13 protein-coding genes and 3 pseudogenes are annotated in these 15,479 nt (G+C 65.2%); 4 read left to right on the top strand and 12 right to left on the bottom strand.

The annotated features are described in order from the left end of the window. The 3 genes and pseudogenes from VGH54_RS00100 to VGH54_RS00090 form a co-directional block, all read left to right on the top strand. Nucleotides 1–289: pseudogene (locus tag VGH54_RS00100) on the top strand (HoxN/HupN/NixA family nickel/cobalt transporter); the annotation flags it as partial. Between the two features lie 266 nt (nucleotides 290–555). Then, nucleotides 556–855, top strand: coding sequence for a PE family protein (locus VGH54_RS00095; RefSeq protein ID WP_331509907.1), 300 nt, complete (start codon nucleotides 556–558; stop codon nucleotides 853–855). An 11-nt stretch (nucleotides 856–866) separates the two neighbouring features. Beyond that, nucleotides 867–2,090: a PPE family protein gene (locus VGH54_RS00090; protein WP_331509906.1), complete on the top strand. Its 1,224-nt coding sequence runs from the start codon at nucleotides 867–869 to the stop codon at nucleotides 2,088–2,090. A gap of 9 nt (nucleotides 2,091–2,099) precedes the next feature. On the opposite strand, the gene VGH54_RS00085 is transcribed toward VGH54_RS00090, so the two are convergent. The 7 genes and pseudogenes from VGH54_RS00085 to VGH54_RS00055 all read right to left on the bottom strand — a co-directional run bounded on the left by VGH54_RS00085 (nucleotide 2,100) and on the right by VGH54_RS00055 (nucleotide 8,641). Next, nucleotides 2,100–2,879, bottom strand: coding sequence for a 3-oxoacyl-ACP reductase (locus VGH54_RS00085; RefSeq protein WP_331509905.1), 780 nt, complete (start codon nucleotides 2,877–2,879; stop codon nucleotides 2,100–2,102). Further along, on the bottom strand, nucleotides 2,876–3,655 hold the full coding sequence (locus VGH54_RS00080; RefSeq protein WP_331509904.1) for a gamma-glutamyl-gamma-aminobutyrate hydrolase family protein: 780 nt from the start codon (nucleotides 3,653–3,655) through the stop codon (nucleotides 2,876–2,878). Before VGH54_RS00080 ends, VGH54_RS00085 begins: the two co-directional genes overlap by 4 nt. Continuing rightward, the gene (locus VGH54_RS00075) at nucleotides 3,606–4,961 is read right to left on the bottom strand and encodes a glutamine synthetase family protein (RefSeq protein WP_331509909.1); all 1,356 of its coding nucleotides are present in this window, start codon (nucleotides 4,959–4,961) and stop codon (nucleotides 3,606–3,608) included. Before VGH54_RS00075 ends, VGH54_RS00080 begins: the two co-directional genes overlap by 50 nt. 17 nt (nucleotides 4,962–4,978) lie before the next feature. Beyond that, nucleotides 4,979–5,530 carry an alpha/beta hydrolase gene (locus VGH54_RS00070; RefSeq protein WP_331509908.1) on the bottom strand — a complete coding sequence of 184 codons (552 nt, stop codon included), beginning with the start codon at nucleotides 5,528–5,530 and terminating at the stop codon, nucleotides 4,979–4,981. 131 nt (nucleotides 5,531–5,661) lie between these two features. Then, a pseudogene (locus VGH54_RS00065) lies at nucleotides 5,662–7,109 on the bottom strand (cobyric acid synthase). Nucleotides 7,110–7,170: 61 nt separating this feature from the next. Beyond that, entirely contained in the window at nucleotides 7,171–8,028 is an 858-nt protein-coding gene (gene map / locus VGH54_RS00060) for a type I methionyl aminopeptidase (protein WP_331509903.1), read from the bottom strand. Nucleotides 8,029–8,056: 28 nt separating this feature from the next. Then, nucleotides 8,057–8,641: a DUF1707 domain-containing protein gene (locus tag VGH54_RS00055; RefSeq protein ID WP_331509902.1), complete on the bottom strand. Its 585-nt coding sequence runs from the start codon at nucleotides 8,639–8,641 to the stop codon at nucleotides 8,057–8,059. A 675-nt stretch (nucleotides 8,642–9,316) separates the two neighbouring features. Here VGH54_RS00055 and VGH54_RS00050 point away from each other — a divergent pair. Continuing rightward, nucleotides 9,317–9,796 (top strand): hypothetical protein, encoded by a 480-nt coding sequence (locus tag VGH54_RS00050; RefSeq protein WP_331509901.1) that lies wholly within the window; start codon nucleotides 9,317–9,319, stop codon nucleotides 9,794–9,796. A 228-nt stretch (nucleotides 9,797–10,024) separates the two neighbouring features. Here the strand turns inward: VGH54_RS00050 and VGH54_RS00045 are convergent, their stop codons facing one another. From VGH54_RS00045 to VGH54_RS00025, 5 genes and pseudogenes are all read right to left on the bottom strand, one after another. Then, nucleotides 10,025–11,842 (bottom strand): penicillin-binding transpeptidase domain-containing protein, encoded by a 1,818-nt coding sequence (locus tag VGH54_RS00045; protein WP_331509900.1) that lies wholly within the window; start codon nucleotides 11,840–11,842, stop codon nucleotides 10,025–10,027. Nucleotides 11,843–12,010: 168 nt separating this feature from the next. Then, entirely contained in the window at nucleotides 12,011–12,865 is an 855-nt protein-coding gene (locus VGH54_RS00040; protein WP_331509899.1) for a GNAT family N-acetyltransferase, read from the bottom strand. Between the two features lie 44 nt (nucleotides 12,866–12,909). Then, nucleotides 12,910–14,064, bottom strand: a complete 1,155-nt coding sequence (gene ispG / locus VGH54_RS00035) for a flavodoxin-dependent (E)-4-hydroxy-3-methylbut-2-enyl-diphosphate synthase (RefSeq protein WP_331509898.1) — start codon at nucleotides 14,062–14,064, stop codon at nucleotides 12,910–12,912. Between the two features lie 54 nt (nucleotides 14,065–14,118). Next, nucleotides 14,119–15,321, bottom strand: coding sequence for a M50 family metallopeptidase (locus VGH54_RS00030; RefSeq protein WP_331509897.1), 1,203 nt, complete (start codon nucleotides 15,319–15,321; stop codon nucleotides 14,119–14,121). Further along, a pseudogene (locus tag VGH54_RS00025) lies at nucleotides 15,318–15,479 on the bottom strand (1-deoxy-D-xylulose-5-phosphate reductoisomerase); the annotation flags it as partial. The gene VGH54_RS00030 and the pseudogene VGH54_RS00025, both read right to left, overlap by 4 nt.

Below are 15,479 nucleotides of genomic sequence, written 5' to 3'. Positions count from 1 at the left end.
TGGCTGGGCCTTTTCGAATCCGGTTCGCAAGGTCTACTACAACATCACCATCACCGGCCTGTCGGTGGTCGTCGCGCTGCTCATCGGCACCGTCGAATTACTCGGACTGCTGGCCGAACAGTTCGGCTGGACCAGTGGATTCTGGAGCTGGCTGGGCGGCATCGATCTCAACGCAATCGGTTTTCTCATCGTCGGCCTGTTCGTGGTCACGTGGGCCGGCGCCTTGCTGATCTGGCGCTACGGGCGCATCGAGGAGAAGTGGACGGTGCAGGCCGAGCGCGTCGGCTGAGACGCGTCGACGACAAGTCGGCTTGGGTTCACCCCAGGTCGCGATCACCGCCGCACCCGGCCCGGGTGCGGAACCCAAGATCGTTACAGCCCTGAGCTGAACCGGTGGCTTTCGCCGCCGACACACATCGATGACCGCAGATTTCCATCCGGTCCCCGTTGCGGGTGCTTGCTGTCTGCAATCAGCCTGCGCCGAAACATTTTTCACGCAAGTCCACGCCTTGGGCTTGCGTTGTCGTCGTGCGCCCAAAATCAAAGGAGAAAACCATGGCGTTCGTATCCATTGTACCGGAGCTCTTATCCACCGCGGCGGAAAACCTTCAATCCGTCGGTTTGCGACTTCAAGCGCAGAACACCGCGGCGGTGGCACCGACCACCGGTCTGATCCCGCCCGCCTCCGACGAGGTATCTGCCTTGACGGCAATGCAATTCGCCGCACATGCGCACGCCTACCAGGCGGTTAGCGCTCAAGCTGCGGCGATTCACCAGACGTTCGTAACGATGTTGGCGGCCGGGGCCGATTCGTATGCCACCACCGAGGCCACCAACGCGGTTGCTACCGGATAGGAGGATTTGCAATGGATTTCGCAACATTACCGCCAGAAGTCAACTCCGCTCTGATGTACACCGGTCCAGGTTCGGGTCCGATGATAGCGGCGGCCGCGTCGTGGGACAGCCTGGCGGCCGAGGTATCCTGGGCCGCAGGCGATTACGGGTCGGCGATCTCCGGCCTCGCCAGCGGCCCGTGGCGAGGGCGGGCCTCGGCGTCCATGGTGGCCGCCGCCGCACCATACGTGTCCTGGATGAATGCCACCGCCGCGCAAGCCGAACAGGCCGCCGACCAGGCGAAAGCGGCGGCCAGTGCATACGAAGCCGCGTTCAGCTCGACGGTTGCGCCGGCGGTCATCGCGGCCAACCGCACGTTGCTGGCATCATTGATCGCCACCAACATCCTCGGCCAGAACACCCCGGCGATCGCGACGACCGAAGCCCACTACGCCGAGATGTGGGCCCAAGACGCCGCGACGATGTACGGCTACGCCGGATCTTCAGCGGCCGCATCGACATTGACGCCGTTCGCCGCGCCGCCGGCGACCACCACTGCCAGTCAAGCAGCTGGCGCGGGAGCATCGGCGCCGCTGTCGCAGTTGGTGACCTCGGTCCCCGCTGCACTGCAAGGGCTCGCCTCGCCTGCGACGTCGTCGGGGTCGGGTCTCAGCGGCATCATGAACTGGCTCGGACTAGGTGGATCGAACCTCACCACCCCAGCCGGAATCCTGAATTTTCTATCCGGAGCCGACGGTTCCCCGTTGGGCGCCTTCTTGAATACCAACGGCCTCAATACGATCTTTTCCTCCGGTTTCTACATGCCGGGCAACTGGCTCGGGACCCTGTCGGAGATCCCCGGGCTCCAAGGTATGGGGGCTGACGCCGCTAAGGCCGCTGATGGGGTGCTGGGAGCGGCTGCGGCCGACGGACTGGGCGGTGCGCTGGCGGCCCCAGCCTCCGGAGTCGGCGAATTGGGGAGTGCCGGCGCGGTGTCAGCCGCTCTGGGCCGGGGTACCGCGATCGGAGCGTTGGCGGTGCCGCCTAGTTGGACTGTGGTCCCCCCCACGCTGAGCCCGCTGTCCGGCCTCTCCGGGGCTGCGCTGGGAGGCGTGCCGCCAGCCGCTGCGCCCGCAGTCGCGGCCGGCATACCCGGGATGCCGTCCGCCAATACGGCCGGAAGCCGCTTCGGGGCCGCCACTCCCCGGTATGGGATCCGCCCGACGGTGATGGCACACCCACCGTCAGCGGGTTGACCGGCGGCGCTACAGCGGGGTGGTGTAGGCGGCGCTGATGCCGCCGTCCACCAAGTAGGTCGCCGCAGTGATGAATGATGCGTCATCGCTGGCCAAAAACGCGACGACAGCGGCAATCTCGTGGGCTTCACCGAATCGGCCCATTGGAACGTGCACCATCCGCCGGGCCGCGCGTTCGGGGTCCTTGGCGAAAAGCTCTTGCAGCAGTGGAGTGTTCACCGGCCCGGGGCACAGCGCGTTGACCCGAATGCCCTGCCGGGCGAATTGCACACCGAGTTCTCGCGACATCGCCAACACCCCGCCTTTGGACGCGGTATAGGAGATCTGCGAAGTGGCCGATCCCATCACCGCGACGAATGAGGCGATGTTGACGATCGACCCGTGCCCTCGCGGCGCCATGTGCCGCAGCACGGCCCGGCAGCACAGGTACACCGATTTCAGGTTGACGTCTTGCACCTTCTGCCACGCCGGTAGCTCGGTGTTCTCGATCAGGTCGTCATCCGGTGGCGAGATGCCGGCGTTGTTGACCGCGATGTCGATCGAGCCGTAGCGGTCGGCCGTGGTGTCATAGAGCCCGTTGACCGAGGCTTCATCCGAAACATCAACTGGCACAAAGAGTCCGCCCAGTTCGTCAGCCGCCGCGGTACCAGTACGCTCGTCGATGTCGCCGATGACTACGGTGGCCCCTTCGGCATGAAGACGGCGCGCCGACGCCAGCCCGATGCCGCCGCCCCCGCCCGTCACCACGGCGATCTTGTCGGCCAGCCGTCGACTCAGGTCCACACTCATGAACTCACCGGTCCGCTCGCGTATGCCTGGGCCGCCTCGACGATCGCCGAGAACAGCCGCAGGTCGTCCAGACTTTCCTCTGGATGCCACTGCACTGCGAGCACGAAGCTCGGCCCGGGCAGCTCCAGTGCCTCGATCACACCATCGGCATCCCAGGCGCTGACCACCAGTCCGTCGCCGAGATCGGCGATGGACTGGTGGTGATAGCACCGCGCGTCAACGGATTCGCCGACCAACGCGGCCAGCCTTGTGCCGGCCACGGTGCGCACCGGCAACCTGCTGAATACGGCGTTGCCGGCTCGGTGTCCGCTGTGGCCGATGAGGTCGGGCAGGTGCTGATGCAGCGTCCCGCCCAGTGCGACGTTGAGCACCTGCGCGCCGCGGCAGATGCCCAGCACCGGAAGCTCCCGCTGGAGCGCGCCCCGCAACAGCGCGAACTCCCAGGCGTCGCGCTGGCCTCCGGGTGGGTCTGTGCTCGGATGCGGCTCTTGACCGTAGGCAGCGGGATCGACGTCCTTGCCGCCGGTGATCAGCAGCGCGTGCAGGCCATCGAGAACACGGTCGGCGATCTCGGGATCCACCGGCTGCGGCGGCAGCAGCACGGCCACCCCACCGGCGGCGGTGACACCTTGAAAGTAGACGGCCGGAAGGAAACTGGCGGGCACGTCCCAGACGCCCAGTTGCGCTCGGTTCAGGTAGGTGGTCAGACCGATGACCGGAGGCTTGTCAGAACCGCTCAAACCCGCGAACCCTCTCCCAGTCGGTAACTGCCGCATTGAACGCGTCCACCTCGACGCGGGCGTAGTTGACGTAGTGATCAACCACTTCATCGCCGAACGCCTGCCGAGCGACCGCTGAGGCATCGAACAGCGTCGCAGCTTCGGCCAGCGTACCGGGCAGACGCTCGGCGCCCGCCATCTCGTACGCATTGCCGGAGCACGGTTTCGGTAACTCCAGGCTGTTTTCGATACCGTGCAGTCCGCCGGCGATGAGCGCCGCCACGGCCAGGTACTGGTTGACGTCACCGCCGGGCACCCGGCATTCCACCCGCAAGTTGTCGCCGTGACCGACGACGCGCAGTGCGCAGGTCCGGTTGTCCAAGCCCCACGCCACCACCGTGGGCGCGAAGCTGCGATCGACAAACCGCTTGTAGGAGTTGATGTTCGGCGCATACTGCAGTGTCAGCTCCCGCAATGTGGCCAACTGGCCCGCGATAAAACTGTGGAACATCGGCGAAATACCGAACGGTTGACCGTTCTCGGCGGCCACCGCGGATCCATCGGCCGACCTCAGCGACATGTGAATGTGGCAGCTGTTGCCTTCGTGCTCATCGTATTTCGCCATGAACGTCAGCGATTTGCCGTGCTGGTCGGCGATTTCCTTCGCGCCGTTCTTGTAGACGCCGTGGTTGTCACAGCTGACCAGCGCCTCGTCGTAGCGGAACCCGAGCTCTTGCTGTCCCTTGTTGCACTCCCCCTTGACGGCCTCCCACTGCAGTCCCGCGCCTTGCATGTGCTGGCGGATATCCCGCAACAGCGGCTCGAGGCGGCTCGAGGCCATCACCGCGTAGTCCAGGTTGTAGTCGCTGGCCGGTGTCAGCTCGCGATAGCCATTGGCCCAGGCCTGTCGATACGTGTCGTCGAAAACCATGAATTCCAGTTCAGTGGCGACGTAGGCCCGCAGACCGTGCTGGTTCAAGCGGTCCAGCTGGCGCTGCAAGACCTGGCGCGGTGAGGGTTCGATAGGGCTGCCGTCGTGCCTCATCAAATCGGCGAGCACCAGCGCCGTGCCTGGCAGCCACGGCGCCCGCCGCAGCGTCGACAGGTCCGGTCGCATCACCATGTCGCCGTATCCGGACTTCCAGCCCGACATGGCGTATCCCTCGACGGTGTTCATCTCGACGTCGACGGCGAACAGGTAGTTGCAGGCTTCGGCGCCGGACTCGGCCACCTCGTCGATGAAGAACCGCGCTGACACCCGCTTGCCCATCAGCCGGCCCAGCATGTCGCTGAACGCGACTATGACGGTATCGACGTCACCGGCAGCCACGAGTCGCTCGAGTTCGTCTCGCGACAAGCTCATTCCGTTGGCCGTGTCCGTCACCAGGTGCTGGTGCGCAGGACGATCTCGGCAGCCAGCTGCGCCGTCGACTCCTGCGCATTGCGTCGTCCGAGCAACTCCACCACGCGGTAATCGCCGTAGACGAACCGCTGGCTCTCGCGCGCCACGGAATGCGCGGCGGAGTTGCTGACCAGCGCGGTTGTGTTGATCTCGACCGGTGGGCAGTGGTCGTCGCGAACCACGCCGGCGGGGTCGGCGACCCGGGGGTGACCACGGTCGATGACTACCAGGCCGGTGAACCGGTCCAGCCTCGTCGCGGCCAGCTCCCACGCCAGCTCGGCGCCGTCGCGGTCGCCGACCAGCACGCCCCAACTGACGTCCAGCACGTCGAGAATGCCGACCACCGACTTCGGCGTCAGGCGTGTGTCCGGGCCGACGACAATCGTGCGCAGCGACGCCGTGTGCAGACGCTCGCACACCGCCTCATACGCGGTGAGTGCCCGCTGGGCCGCACACAAGAGCACCACGACGGAGCCCTTCTCCGGACCGGTGTCGCAGACCTGGATGGGAAACCCGTCGACGGTAGTCATCATCGTCGAAGGCACCACAGCAAATTACAGTGAATTGCCCCGCGTGCGGGCCGTTTTCGTGCGGATCGTTAGCCGTGGGGCAATTGGAAACGTTCTGGCAATATCGAACTGATGGCCGACAACCGCTGTGGTCAGCGCAGCGCGGAAACGATTGTCGGACGCGGCGGCGGCCCGGTGTCGAGCAGTCCGGCGATGGCGTCGACGTCGAGATGGGCATCGAGCAAATCGGCCATCAGATCGAGCTGAGCGTCCCGTCGCGCGGCCACATTGACGTCGTCGGCGACGACGAATCCGTCCCGGCCTGCTGCCGCCGCGGCGAGAGTCAGCCACTGCCTTCGGAAGTCGTCGTTGTCGAACAGACCGTGCCAATGCGTCCCGAATACCTGGCCGCGCTGATACCCCTCGGGTGATCCGTCCACCTCGAACCAGGCGGCCTCCGAGCAGCGGGCCACCCGCCCGTTGTGGATCTCGTAGCCGTGCAGCGCTCCCTGCCGGCGGCGCAGCACCTTGTCGGGCGCGAACACTATGTCAGCGTCGAGCATCCCCATCGCCTCGACCCGGCCCGACCGGCTTTCGACCGTGTCGTCGATCGACCGGCACAGCATCTGGAAGCCACCGCAAATGCCCAGCACGGCCCGACCCGTAGCAGCATGCGTGCGAACGGCCTGGTCGAGGGCACGATCACGCATCCAGCTCAGATCGGCGACCGTGGATTTGGTACCCGGCACCAGGATCACGTCGGTATCGGCCAGGTCGGCGGGTTCCCGTACCCAGCGCACCAGCACGCCGGGTTCGCAGGCCAGCGCCTCGACGTCGGTGGAGTTGGAGATCCGGGGCAGCCGCAGCACCGCGATCCGAAGCCACTGGTCGCCGCGAGGCGGTCTCGGTGTGCCCAGTACGCGGTGCGCCAACACCGGGACCGCGTCCTCGGTATCGAGCCACAGGTCGTCGGTGTAGGGCAGCACCCCGTAGGTGGGACGGCCGCTGAGTTCGGCGAGTTGGTGCAGCCCGGGTTCCAGCAGCGAGACGTCGCCGCGGAACTTGTTCACGATGAATCCGGCGATCAGCGCCTGGTCACCTGGGTCGAGCACGGCCACCGTCCCGAACAGGTGCGCGAGCAGCCCGCCGCGATCGATGTCGCCGACGATGACCACCGGCAGGTTCGCGGCGCGGGCAAGACCCATGTTCACCAAGTCCGTTGCACGCAAGTTGATTTCAGCCGGAGACCCGGCGCCTTCGCAGATCACCACGTCGAAGTCGGTTCGTAATTGCGCTAATTCGTCCTGGACGACCGCCGATAGTTTGTTGCGATCGGACCAGTACTCGGCGGCCGTGGCCACCCCCGCGACCTGTCCCCTTATCACCAGCTGCGAGGTCATGTCGCTGCCGGGTTTGAGCAGAATTGGGTTGAATCGCACACTGGGGGCCAAGCCGGCGCGCGGGCCTGCATCGCCTGGGCGCGGCCGATCTCACCGCCCTCCACGGTCACCGCGGAGTTGTTGGACATGTTCTGCGCCTTGAACGGCGCAACTCGAATTCCTTTGCGCACCAGCAACCGGCAGAGTCCGGCGACCACCATCGATTTGCCCGCGTCGGATGTGGTGCCGGCGACCAGCAGCGCACCGCTCACGGGCGGGATGTCACGGAAGGGTGAGGATTTCCGCGCCGGAGTCGGTGACCAGCAAGGTGTGCTCGAATTGCGCGGTCCACTTGCGGTCTGTGGTGACCACCGTCCAGTCGTCGTCCCAGATTTCGTAGTCCAGCGCTCCGAGGTTGATCATCGGTTCGATGGTGAACGTCATTCCCGGTTCGAGGATGGTGGTGACAGCAGGCTCGTCATAGTGCAGCACGACCAACCCGTTGTGGAAGGTGGTACCGATGCCGTGGCCGGTGAAGTCGCGAACCACGTTGTAGCCGAACCGGTTTGCGTACGACTCGATGATGCGGCCGACCACCGACAGCGCACGGCCCGGCTTGACGGCTTTGATCGCTCGCATCGTCGCCTCGTGGGTCCGCTCGACGAGCAGGCGGTGCTCCTCGGAGACGTCGCCGGCCAGAAAGGTCGCGTTGGTGTCACCGTGCACACCGTCGATGTACGCGGTGACATCGATGTTGACGATGTCGCCGTCTTCGATCACCGTCGAGTCGGGGATGCCGTGGCAGATGACTTCGTTCAGCGACGTGCAGCACGACTTGGGATAACCCTTATAGCCCAACGTCGATGGGTACGCGCCGTGGTCGACCATGTAGTCGTGAGCGATGCGGTCCAGCGCATCGGTCGTCACACCGGGCGCGACGGCCTTGCCCGCCTCGGCGAGTGCACGCGCAGCGATCTGCCCGGCAACCCGCATCTTCTCGATCACCTCGGGCGTCTGCACCCATGGCTCGGTGCCCTCCCGCGCCGTCGGCTTGCCGACGTATTCCGGGCGGGGGATCGACTTGGGCACCGGCAGCGTCGGCGAGACGACGCCGGCCGACAGTACAGAACGAACAGGCATGGTGTCAGGGTATCTGTCCCCGGCGGAGTCAGGCGCGGCCACGGCGGCGCACGAGCGACCGGCGCGGGCCTTTGATCTTGACCGAGCCGCACACCACCCGGCCGGTCAACACCACGTGCGGGGTGCCCTCAGCCGGTGCGATCTTCCGCCGGTCGCTGGCGCTGCCGCCGTAGACCTCGACGTCGTCGATGGACGCGCTCGCGCCGTCGGGCAATCGAATCTCGACCGAGCCGAACCGCATGTCGAGTTCGATGACGACCACCGGCCCGGCGAACCTGGCGTTGACCAGATCCAGCTCGACCGAGCCCATTCGCCGTACCAGCGCGAGTCGGGTTGGCACTGTCCACTCTCCGTGGCGCTTGAGTGAACCGGCCCAGCCGCGCAGCTCGACTCGGTCGGCGGCGGAGGTGACGATCGCCCCCGGCCCGGGCAGGTCACCCACGAGGCGGTCCAGCTCATTGCGGGTGCGCGCGTAAGACACCTGCGAGGACCGCTCCTCGAACTCGGTGATGTCGATCAACCCCAGTGCAACCGCGTTGTGCAAACGGCGCAGCGTGCCGTTGCGGTCAGCATCGGATACCCGCAATTCGGACAGTTCATCAGGACGCGTCATAGCGATATCAATCTACCGCCGTCACGCGCGCGCAGACCCCAGACAAGCTCCCCGCCCAGAGGGGTCAGTTGATACCAAAAGTACGGAAACGGCCCGTGAGCTAAACCAGTGCTTCGACGTGTTTCGGTCAAGCCATTACTCTTTAATGGCGATGACTACGGTCCTGTTTATTAAATCGACGTTATAGAACAAAGTGTCAAAAACCAATGTCGGCGCTTCTCAGATAACCCCTCCGGATACTCGGGTCCAGAGTCTGATTTTCCGGATATTTTCAACATATGTAGGATAGCGCGACGAAGCGCCAGAGTCGTTCGAGCGCCGCCGGCTCCGACTCGGCACGACCCACTCCCCGACATTACAAGGCGCCTAGCTGCTTCTTCGGCGCCCGGCGTTCCGGTTCGGCGACCTGACACACCGTCGGGCACCCGCGTTATTTCAGCTGCTTAACGTTAGAACAGCCTCGAACTGCACCTAAGAGGAGACTTAACGGGGTTACAGGTTCGTCTGAGTTTTTTATTAGAAATTCGCTTAACACCGCGCTCAACCTGTTATATGCTTCGGCCGTCGAGGGCTCGTCCGCCATGAGGGGGAGAAGGACTCATGTGCGAGCCACCCGGCTGTGGGACCGCAACCCCACAATCCACATCGAGAGAAACCGAGATTGGAGGCTCGCACATGAGTCGGAAGCACTCTACCGCAATGGGCGTCAGCGCTGCTGTGGCCGGCGCAGCTGTCGCCGCGTTCCTCAGCATGGGCAACGCCTACGCCGACACTGACGGCTATTCGGACCTTTTCGGGGCCACCGGCACACCGGGTTACCCGACCGCGGCGGGCTTGGACAACGCATCCCTGGATACGCAACTGTTCGACCAAAATCCGGGCCAAGCGTTGGCGTTCGATCAATATGTCGACACGTTCCAGTCCAACAACGACCACGCCATCGCTGACCTGATCTTCAGCCTCGACCACAATGCGTTTGTAGTCCAAACCGACCCCGACATCATCGGCACCCTCGCCGGTGGCGGGTATCTTGTTCCCGACGACAGCCTCGGCTATCTCGCCACGGAACTGGATGCTTTCCTGCTCAACCCAACCGGCTTGGGCTTCCTGCTCAGCCCGGTCATTGAAATCCTGTTGGGCTCGCCTCCGTTCTGAGGCTGATCCCGGAATAAATCCACCTCTGCAGAAGAGGTGGCTGTCTGGACCGGTGGGGGTGGGGGGCAACGTCCCCACCGGTTCAGACGCCAAGCGTCGAGCCAGCAGTGGTGAATCCTGGAGCCCCCGGAGTCCGCTTGCTCGGCGAACAAATCCTGTCACCCGGTCGGCCCCTCGCGGCCGGGTGACAGGCTGTTCTTTGTCTAAACGATTGCTGCCGAACGGCTTTCAGGCCAGGTAGTCGGCGGGCATCGACTCGAACATGAACTTGGTCATCCGCACCGCATACTCGGAGCTGCCTCCCCCGACGATCAGCGACGCGAAGGCCAGATCGCCGCGGTAACCCGCGAACCAGGAATGCGAACCGCCGGGAAACTCGGCCTCACCGGTCTTCCCGTACACCTCGCCGCAGCCGGCGATCTCCTTACCGGTGCCGTTGGTGACCACCAACCGCATCATCGGACGCAGACCTTCGATCATCTTCTCGCTGATCGGTGTGGTGTCGCCGGTGATCGCGGTCGGCCGTCCCTCAATGAGCTTGGGCACCGGCGTCTTCCCGGCGGCCACGGTCGCTGCGACCATCGCCATCCCGAACGGTGAGGCCAACACCTTGCCCTGGCCGAAGCCATCCTCGGTGCGCTCGGCCAAATCGACTGTCGGAGGCACCGATCCGGTGACCGTGCTGATTCCGTCGACCTGGTAGTCCAGTCCGATGCCGTACTGGTTGGCGGCCTGCGTCAACCCCCGCGGCGGCATTTGGCTGGCCAGTTCGGCGAACGTGGTGTTGCACGAACTGGCGAACGCCCGCGACATCGGCACCGTGCCCAAGTCGAATCCGCCGTAGTTGGGCACAATTCGCTGTCCGATGTCGATATGCCCGGGGCAGGCCAAAAGCGTGTTGGGGCTTGCCATATCACGCTCGAGGGCCGCACCCGCGGTGACCATCTTGAACGTCGACCCCGGTGGGTAGAGGCCGGTGGTGGCGAGCGGGCCCACTGCGTCGGCCGCGGAATTCTGTGCGACGGCAAGGATCTCCCCCGTCGAGGGTTTGATCACGACGATCATCGCCTGGCGACCCTGGTTGTCCACGGCGTGCTGAGCGGCGTTCTGCACGGCCCGGTCCAGGCTGATCGACACCGACGGCGCCGGCGCCGGCTCGACCTCGTGCAGCACCGCCAGATCGACCTTGTTCTGGTTGATGCTGACCACCCGCCAGCCTGCCTGGCCGTCGAGTTGGTCGATCACCGCCTTCTTCACCTGATTGATCAGGGCCGGGGCGAAGTGATAGTCCGTCGGCAGCAGCTCGGCCTGCGGGGTGATCACCACACCGGGCAGACTGCTGAGCGCCGGGGCGATCCTGTTGTTGTCGTCGACGCGCAGCGTGATCAGATCGACCGGTTTGCCGGTGCCGCTGGCCTGCTCGGCCAGCCGTTGCGGGTCGTTGAGGATGTCGTCAAGCGGGTGCAGCACGTCGATCACGGATCGTGCGGTGCTGATCAGGAATGCGCCGGCCTTGGAAGCGTCGAGCGTGTAGTGATAGAGGTAGCCGGGTGCCAGCACGTCGGTGCCGCCGACCTCGTTCACCGACGCACGTTTCGGGGCGTCGGCCCGCAACGCCAGTGTCTGGTGCTCGCCAAGGCGAGGGTGTAGATCGGTGCTGTTCCAGCGGATCTGCCAATGACCTTCGTAGCGGGCCATCTTCAGCTTGCCGTCGTAGGTCCAGGTTCGGTTCTTCGGCAGATGCCAGGTGTAGCGGTAGCTCACCGAGCCGGTGTCGTCGGTGTACTTCGAGCCGAGGACCTGGGTGTCCAAATGGGTGGCCTGCAGGCCGGCCCACGCCGCGTTGAGCGCTTCGCGCGCATCGCTGGGATTGTCGCTGAGCTCGGCCGCCGCGGCGGTGTCGCCGGTGGCTAACGCAGCGAAGAACCGCTCGGCCGCCGGCGCGGGCCCTTCGGGCCGCGGAGTGCACGCTGAGACGGCGGATGTGGTCAGCAGAACCACGACACCGAATGTGGCAGCTGATGCCACTGTGATTTTTGTTGCCATTGTGGCTGATGTTAAGACAGTGAAAGCAGTCCTGATGGCGACACACCGAGACTGAACCGTTATAGCGGCCTGGTCCGCACGAGATCGACGTCAGGCAACAGAAGTGCGAGTGGCGGCCGCTCTAACGTCGATCTCGGCACCGGCGCATGAGCGTGCCCGGTTCGCACCTCAGTCCAGCAGGACGGTGGCGAAGGTGCCGACCTCGACGAAGCCGATTCGGTCGTAGGTAGCCTTCGCGACCGTGTTGAAGTCGTTGACGTACAGGCTGGCAATGCGCCCGGTGCCGACAACCACCGCGGCCAGAGTCGCCGTCCCCGCCGTCCCCAGGCCTCGGCCACGCCACTCCGGATGCACCCAGACACCCTGGATCTGGCTGACCGTCGGCGATTGCGATCCCACCTCCGCCTTGAAGACCACCTCGCCGTTCTCGAAGCGGGCCCACGCCCGGCCGGCCGCGATCAGACTCGCGACCCGCCGCCGGTACCCCCGGCCGCCGTCACCGAGCCGTGGGTCGACACCCACCTCGCCGATGAACATGTCGATGGCCGCCACCAGATAAGTGTCGAGTTCGTCGGGCTTGACCTGGCGCACACCCGGGTCGATCGCACAGGTCGGCATCGTGGTCAGCGACATCAACGGCTGACGGTCACGCACGTCGCGCGCCGGGCCCCAGGCCGGCTCGAGTCGCTGCCACATCGGCATCACCAGCTCGGCCCGGCCGACGAGTGACGAGCATCGCCGCGACGCGGTCAGCGCCGCATCGGCGAACGCGTACATATCGTCGAGCCGACCGCGCAATGGAATCAGGTTGGCGCCGGCGTAGCACAACGACTCCTGGGGCCCGCGGCGCGTCCACAACTCTCCGCCAATCGAGTTGGAGTCCAAGCCATGATCGGCCACCCGTGCGGCGACCATGCACGAGCCGACCGGGTCGTCATCGAAAACGCGGCGGACCGAAGCGCCGTCGCGCACTACCGACACCCGTCGCTCGCTGACCATGCGGCGGATGGGCGGAGCCGACATACTGACTCTTTCTGAGACGGATACTCGGCCCGATTAGACCACTGTCAGCTTACGGTCACAACCGGCGAACCGCTTGGCGTTGGCCCTGTGTCCAGCTCGGCGGCCAATCGCATTGCCTCTTCGATCAGCGTCTCGACGATCTGCGCTTCGGGCACGGTCTTGATCACTTCACCGCGGACGAAAATCTGGCCCTTGCCGTTACCCGAGGCGACGCCGAGGTCGGCCTCGCGCGCCTCCCCCGGCCCGTTGACCACGCAGCCCATGACGGCCACCCGCAGCGGCACATCGAGTCCATCCAGACCGGCGGTGACTTCGTTGGCCAGGCGGTAGACGTCGACCTGAGCCCGACCGCACGACGGACAGGACACGATCTCCAGTCCACGCGGCCGGAGGTTCAGCGACTCGAGAATCTGAGTGCCGACCTTGACTTCCTCGACCGGTGGGGCCGACAGTGACACCCGAATGGTGTCGCCGATCCCCCGGGACAGCAGGGCTCCGAACGCGACCGCGGACTTGATGGTGCCCTGGAAGGCCGGACCGGCCTCGGTGACGCCGAGGTGCAGTGGATAGTCGCACTGCGCGGCGAGCTGCTCGTAGGCCGCGACCATCACCACCGGGTCGTTGTGCTTGACGCTGATCTTGATGTTGCCGAAGCCGTGGTCCTCGAACAGCGAAGCCTCCCACAGCGCCGACTCGACCAGCGCCTCGGGTGTTGCCTTGCCGTACTTGTCCATGAACCGCTTGTCCAGCGAGCCGGCATTGACGCCGATGCGGATCGGAATGCCGGCGGCGCCAGCGGCTTTGGCGACTTCACCGACCCGGCCGTCGAATTCCTTGATGTTGCCGGGGTTTACCCGCACCGCAGCGCAGCCGGCGTCGATCGCGGCGAAGATGTACTTCGGCTGGAAGTGGATGTCGGCGATGACGGGGATCTGGCTTTTCGTGGCAATGGCGGCCAGCGCGTCGGCGTCTTCCTGGCGCGGGCACGCGACTCGGACGATGTCGCAGCCGGCGGCTGTCAGCTCGGCGATCTGCTGCAAGGTCGAGTTGACGTCGTGGGTTTTGGTGGTGCACATCGACTGCACCGAAATCGGGCTGTCGCTACCGACACCGACGTCGCGGACCATCAGCTGGCGCGTCTTGCGACGCGGCGCCAGCGTGGGCGCCGGGGCCGCCGGCATACCCAGACCTGTGGTCACTGTTTTGCCTTCTCTCGCTTTCCTTCTCGGTGTCGCTCCGGGCTCACGCCCGCGCTACTGGAACAGCCGGATCGGGTTGACCACATCGGCGGTCACCGTCAACAGCATGTAACCGACCACCAGAACCAACACTACGTAGGTCGCGGGCATCAGTTTGAGGTAGTTCACCGGCGCCGCGGCGACTTTGCCGCGGGCCGAACGAATGACGTTGCGCAGCTTCTCATACAGCGCGATGGCGATGTGCCCGCCGTCGAACGGCAGCAGTGGCACCAGGTTGATGACGCCCAAGATGAAGTTCAGCTGCGCCAAGAACAACCAGAACGCCATCCAGACGCCGTGGTCCACGGTGTCTCCGCCGATGATGCTCGCTCCGACAACGCTGATCGGGGTGTCCAAGGAACGCTGCCCGCCGCCGATCGCGTGGATCAGCGCGCCGACCTTGGTGGGAATCGCGACCAGCGACTTGCCCAGCAGCACAGTCAGATCGCCGGTGAAGGTGAAGGTGGCCGGCACGGCGCTGATCGGGTTGTAGTGGGTCGGCCCGGACGGTGTGCCGACGACACCCATCACGCCGATGTTCGCCGGTTTCGCGCTCTTACCGTCGCTGACCCAGCGCTGCCGCTGGGCGATGTCGACGTATTTGGTCATCATCTGGCCGTCGCGCTTGATCACGATCGGAACCGTGCCGTGCAGCTTCTGCACTGCGACCGCCATGTCGGAAAAGTCGGTCACCGGGGTGTCACCGACCTTGAGCACCACATCGCCGGCCCGGATGCCGGCGGCCGCCGCCGGGCCATCACCCGTGCACTTCGCGAAGTCGCCCTGCTTGATTTCTGCTGCTGCACAGGCTGTTTGGCCGATGACGGCGGTGGGATGCAGATTCGGCAGCCCCCAGATCACCGCGATGGCATAGATCAGCACCAAGCCGATGACGAAGTTCATGCCGGGCCCGGCGAATAGCACCGCGACCCGCTTCCACGTCTTCTGCTTGTACATCGCGCGGTCACGCTCGTCGGGCTGCAACTCTTCGACCGACGTCATGCCCGCGATGTCGCAGAAACCACCGGCCGGGATGGCTTTGAGACCGTATTCGGTTTCACCGCGGCGGGTCGACCACAGGGTCGGGCCGAAGCCCACGAAGTAACGGCGCACCTTCATCCCGGTGCGCAGCGCGGCCCACATGTGGCCGCATTCATGCAACGCCACCGAAATCAGGATGGCGAGCGCGAACAGCACTATGCCGATACCGAACATCATCGAGTTGGTAGAACCTCCTGTGTGACCGCATGCCGGGCGTGTTCCCGGGCCCAGCGCTGCGCGTCGAGTACGTCTTCCACGGTAGCGGGTTCTGCGGCCCACTGGTCGGCGGCGCTCAGGACGTCGGCGATTGTTCGCACGATGGCCGGGAAACCGAT

It is taken from the genome of Mycobacterium sp. (assembly GCF_036488105.1).
In the GTDB taxonomy this organism is placed as follows: Bacteria; Actinomycetota; Actinomycetes; order Mycobacteriales; family Mycobacteriaceae; genus Mycobacterium.
This window is presented reverse-complemented; position numbering and strand designations above follow the sequence as displayed.

Excerpts from the sequence above, each read along its gene's own strand:
- VGH54_RS00080 (WP_331509904.1), bottom strand. The coding sequence starts at position 3,655 with ATGCGGCAGTTACCGACTGGGAGAGGGTTCGCGGGTTTGAGCGGTTCT.
- VGH54_RS00040 (WP_331509899.1), bottom strand. The coding sequence starts at position 12,865 with ATGTCGGCTCCGCCCATCCGCCGCATGGTCAGCGAGCGACGGGTGTCG.
- map (WP_331509903.1), bottom strand. The coding sequence starts at position 8,028 with ATGCCTGTTCGTTCTGTACTGTCGGCCGGCGTCGTCTCGCCGACGCTG.
- VGH54_RS00055 (WP_331509902.1), bottom strand. The coding sequence starts at position 8,641 with ATGACGCGTCCTGATGAACTGTCCGAATTGCGGGTATCCGATGCTGAC.
- VGH54_RS00090 (WP_331509906.1), top strand. The coding sequence starts at position 867 with ATGGATTTCGCAACATTACCGCCAGAAGTCAACTCCGCTCTGATGTAC.
- VGH54_RS00070 (WP_331509908.1), bottom strand. The coding sequence starts at position 5,530 with ATGACTACCGTCGACGGGTTTCCCATCCAGGTCTGCGACACCGGTCCG.
- VGH54_RS00030 (WP_331509897.1), bottom strand. The coding sequence starts at position 15,321 with ATGATGTTCGGTATCGGCATAGTGCTGTTCGCGCTCGCCATCCTGATT.
- VGH54_RS00075 (WP_331509909.1), bottom strand. The coding sequence starts at position 4,961 with ATGAGCTTGTCGCGAGACGAACTCGAGCGACTCGTGGCTGCCGGTGAC.
- VGH54_RS00095 (WP_331509907.1), top strand. The coding sequence starts at position 556 with ATGGCGTTCGTATCCATTGTACCGGAGCTCTTATCCACCGCGGCGGAA.
- VGH54_RS00085 (WP_331509905.1), bottom strand. The coding sequence starts at position 2,879 with ATGAGTGTGGACCTGAGTCGACGGCTGGCCGACAAGATCGCCGTGGTG.
- VGH54_RS00050 (WP_331509901.1), top strand. The coding sequence starts at position 9,317 with ATGAGTCGGAAGCACTCTACCGCAATGGGCGTCAGCGCTGCTGTGGCC.
- VGH54_RS00045 (WP_331509900.1), bottom strand. The coding sequence starts at position 11,842 with ATGGCAACAAAAATCACAGTGGCATCAGCTGCCACATTCGGTGTCGTG.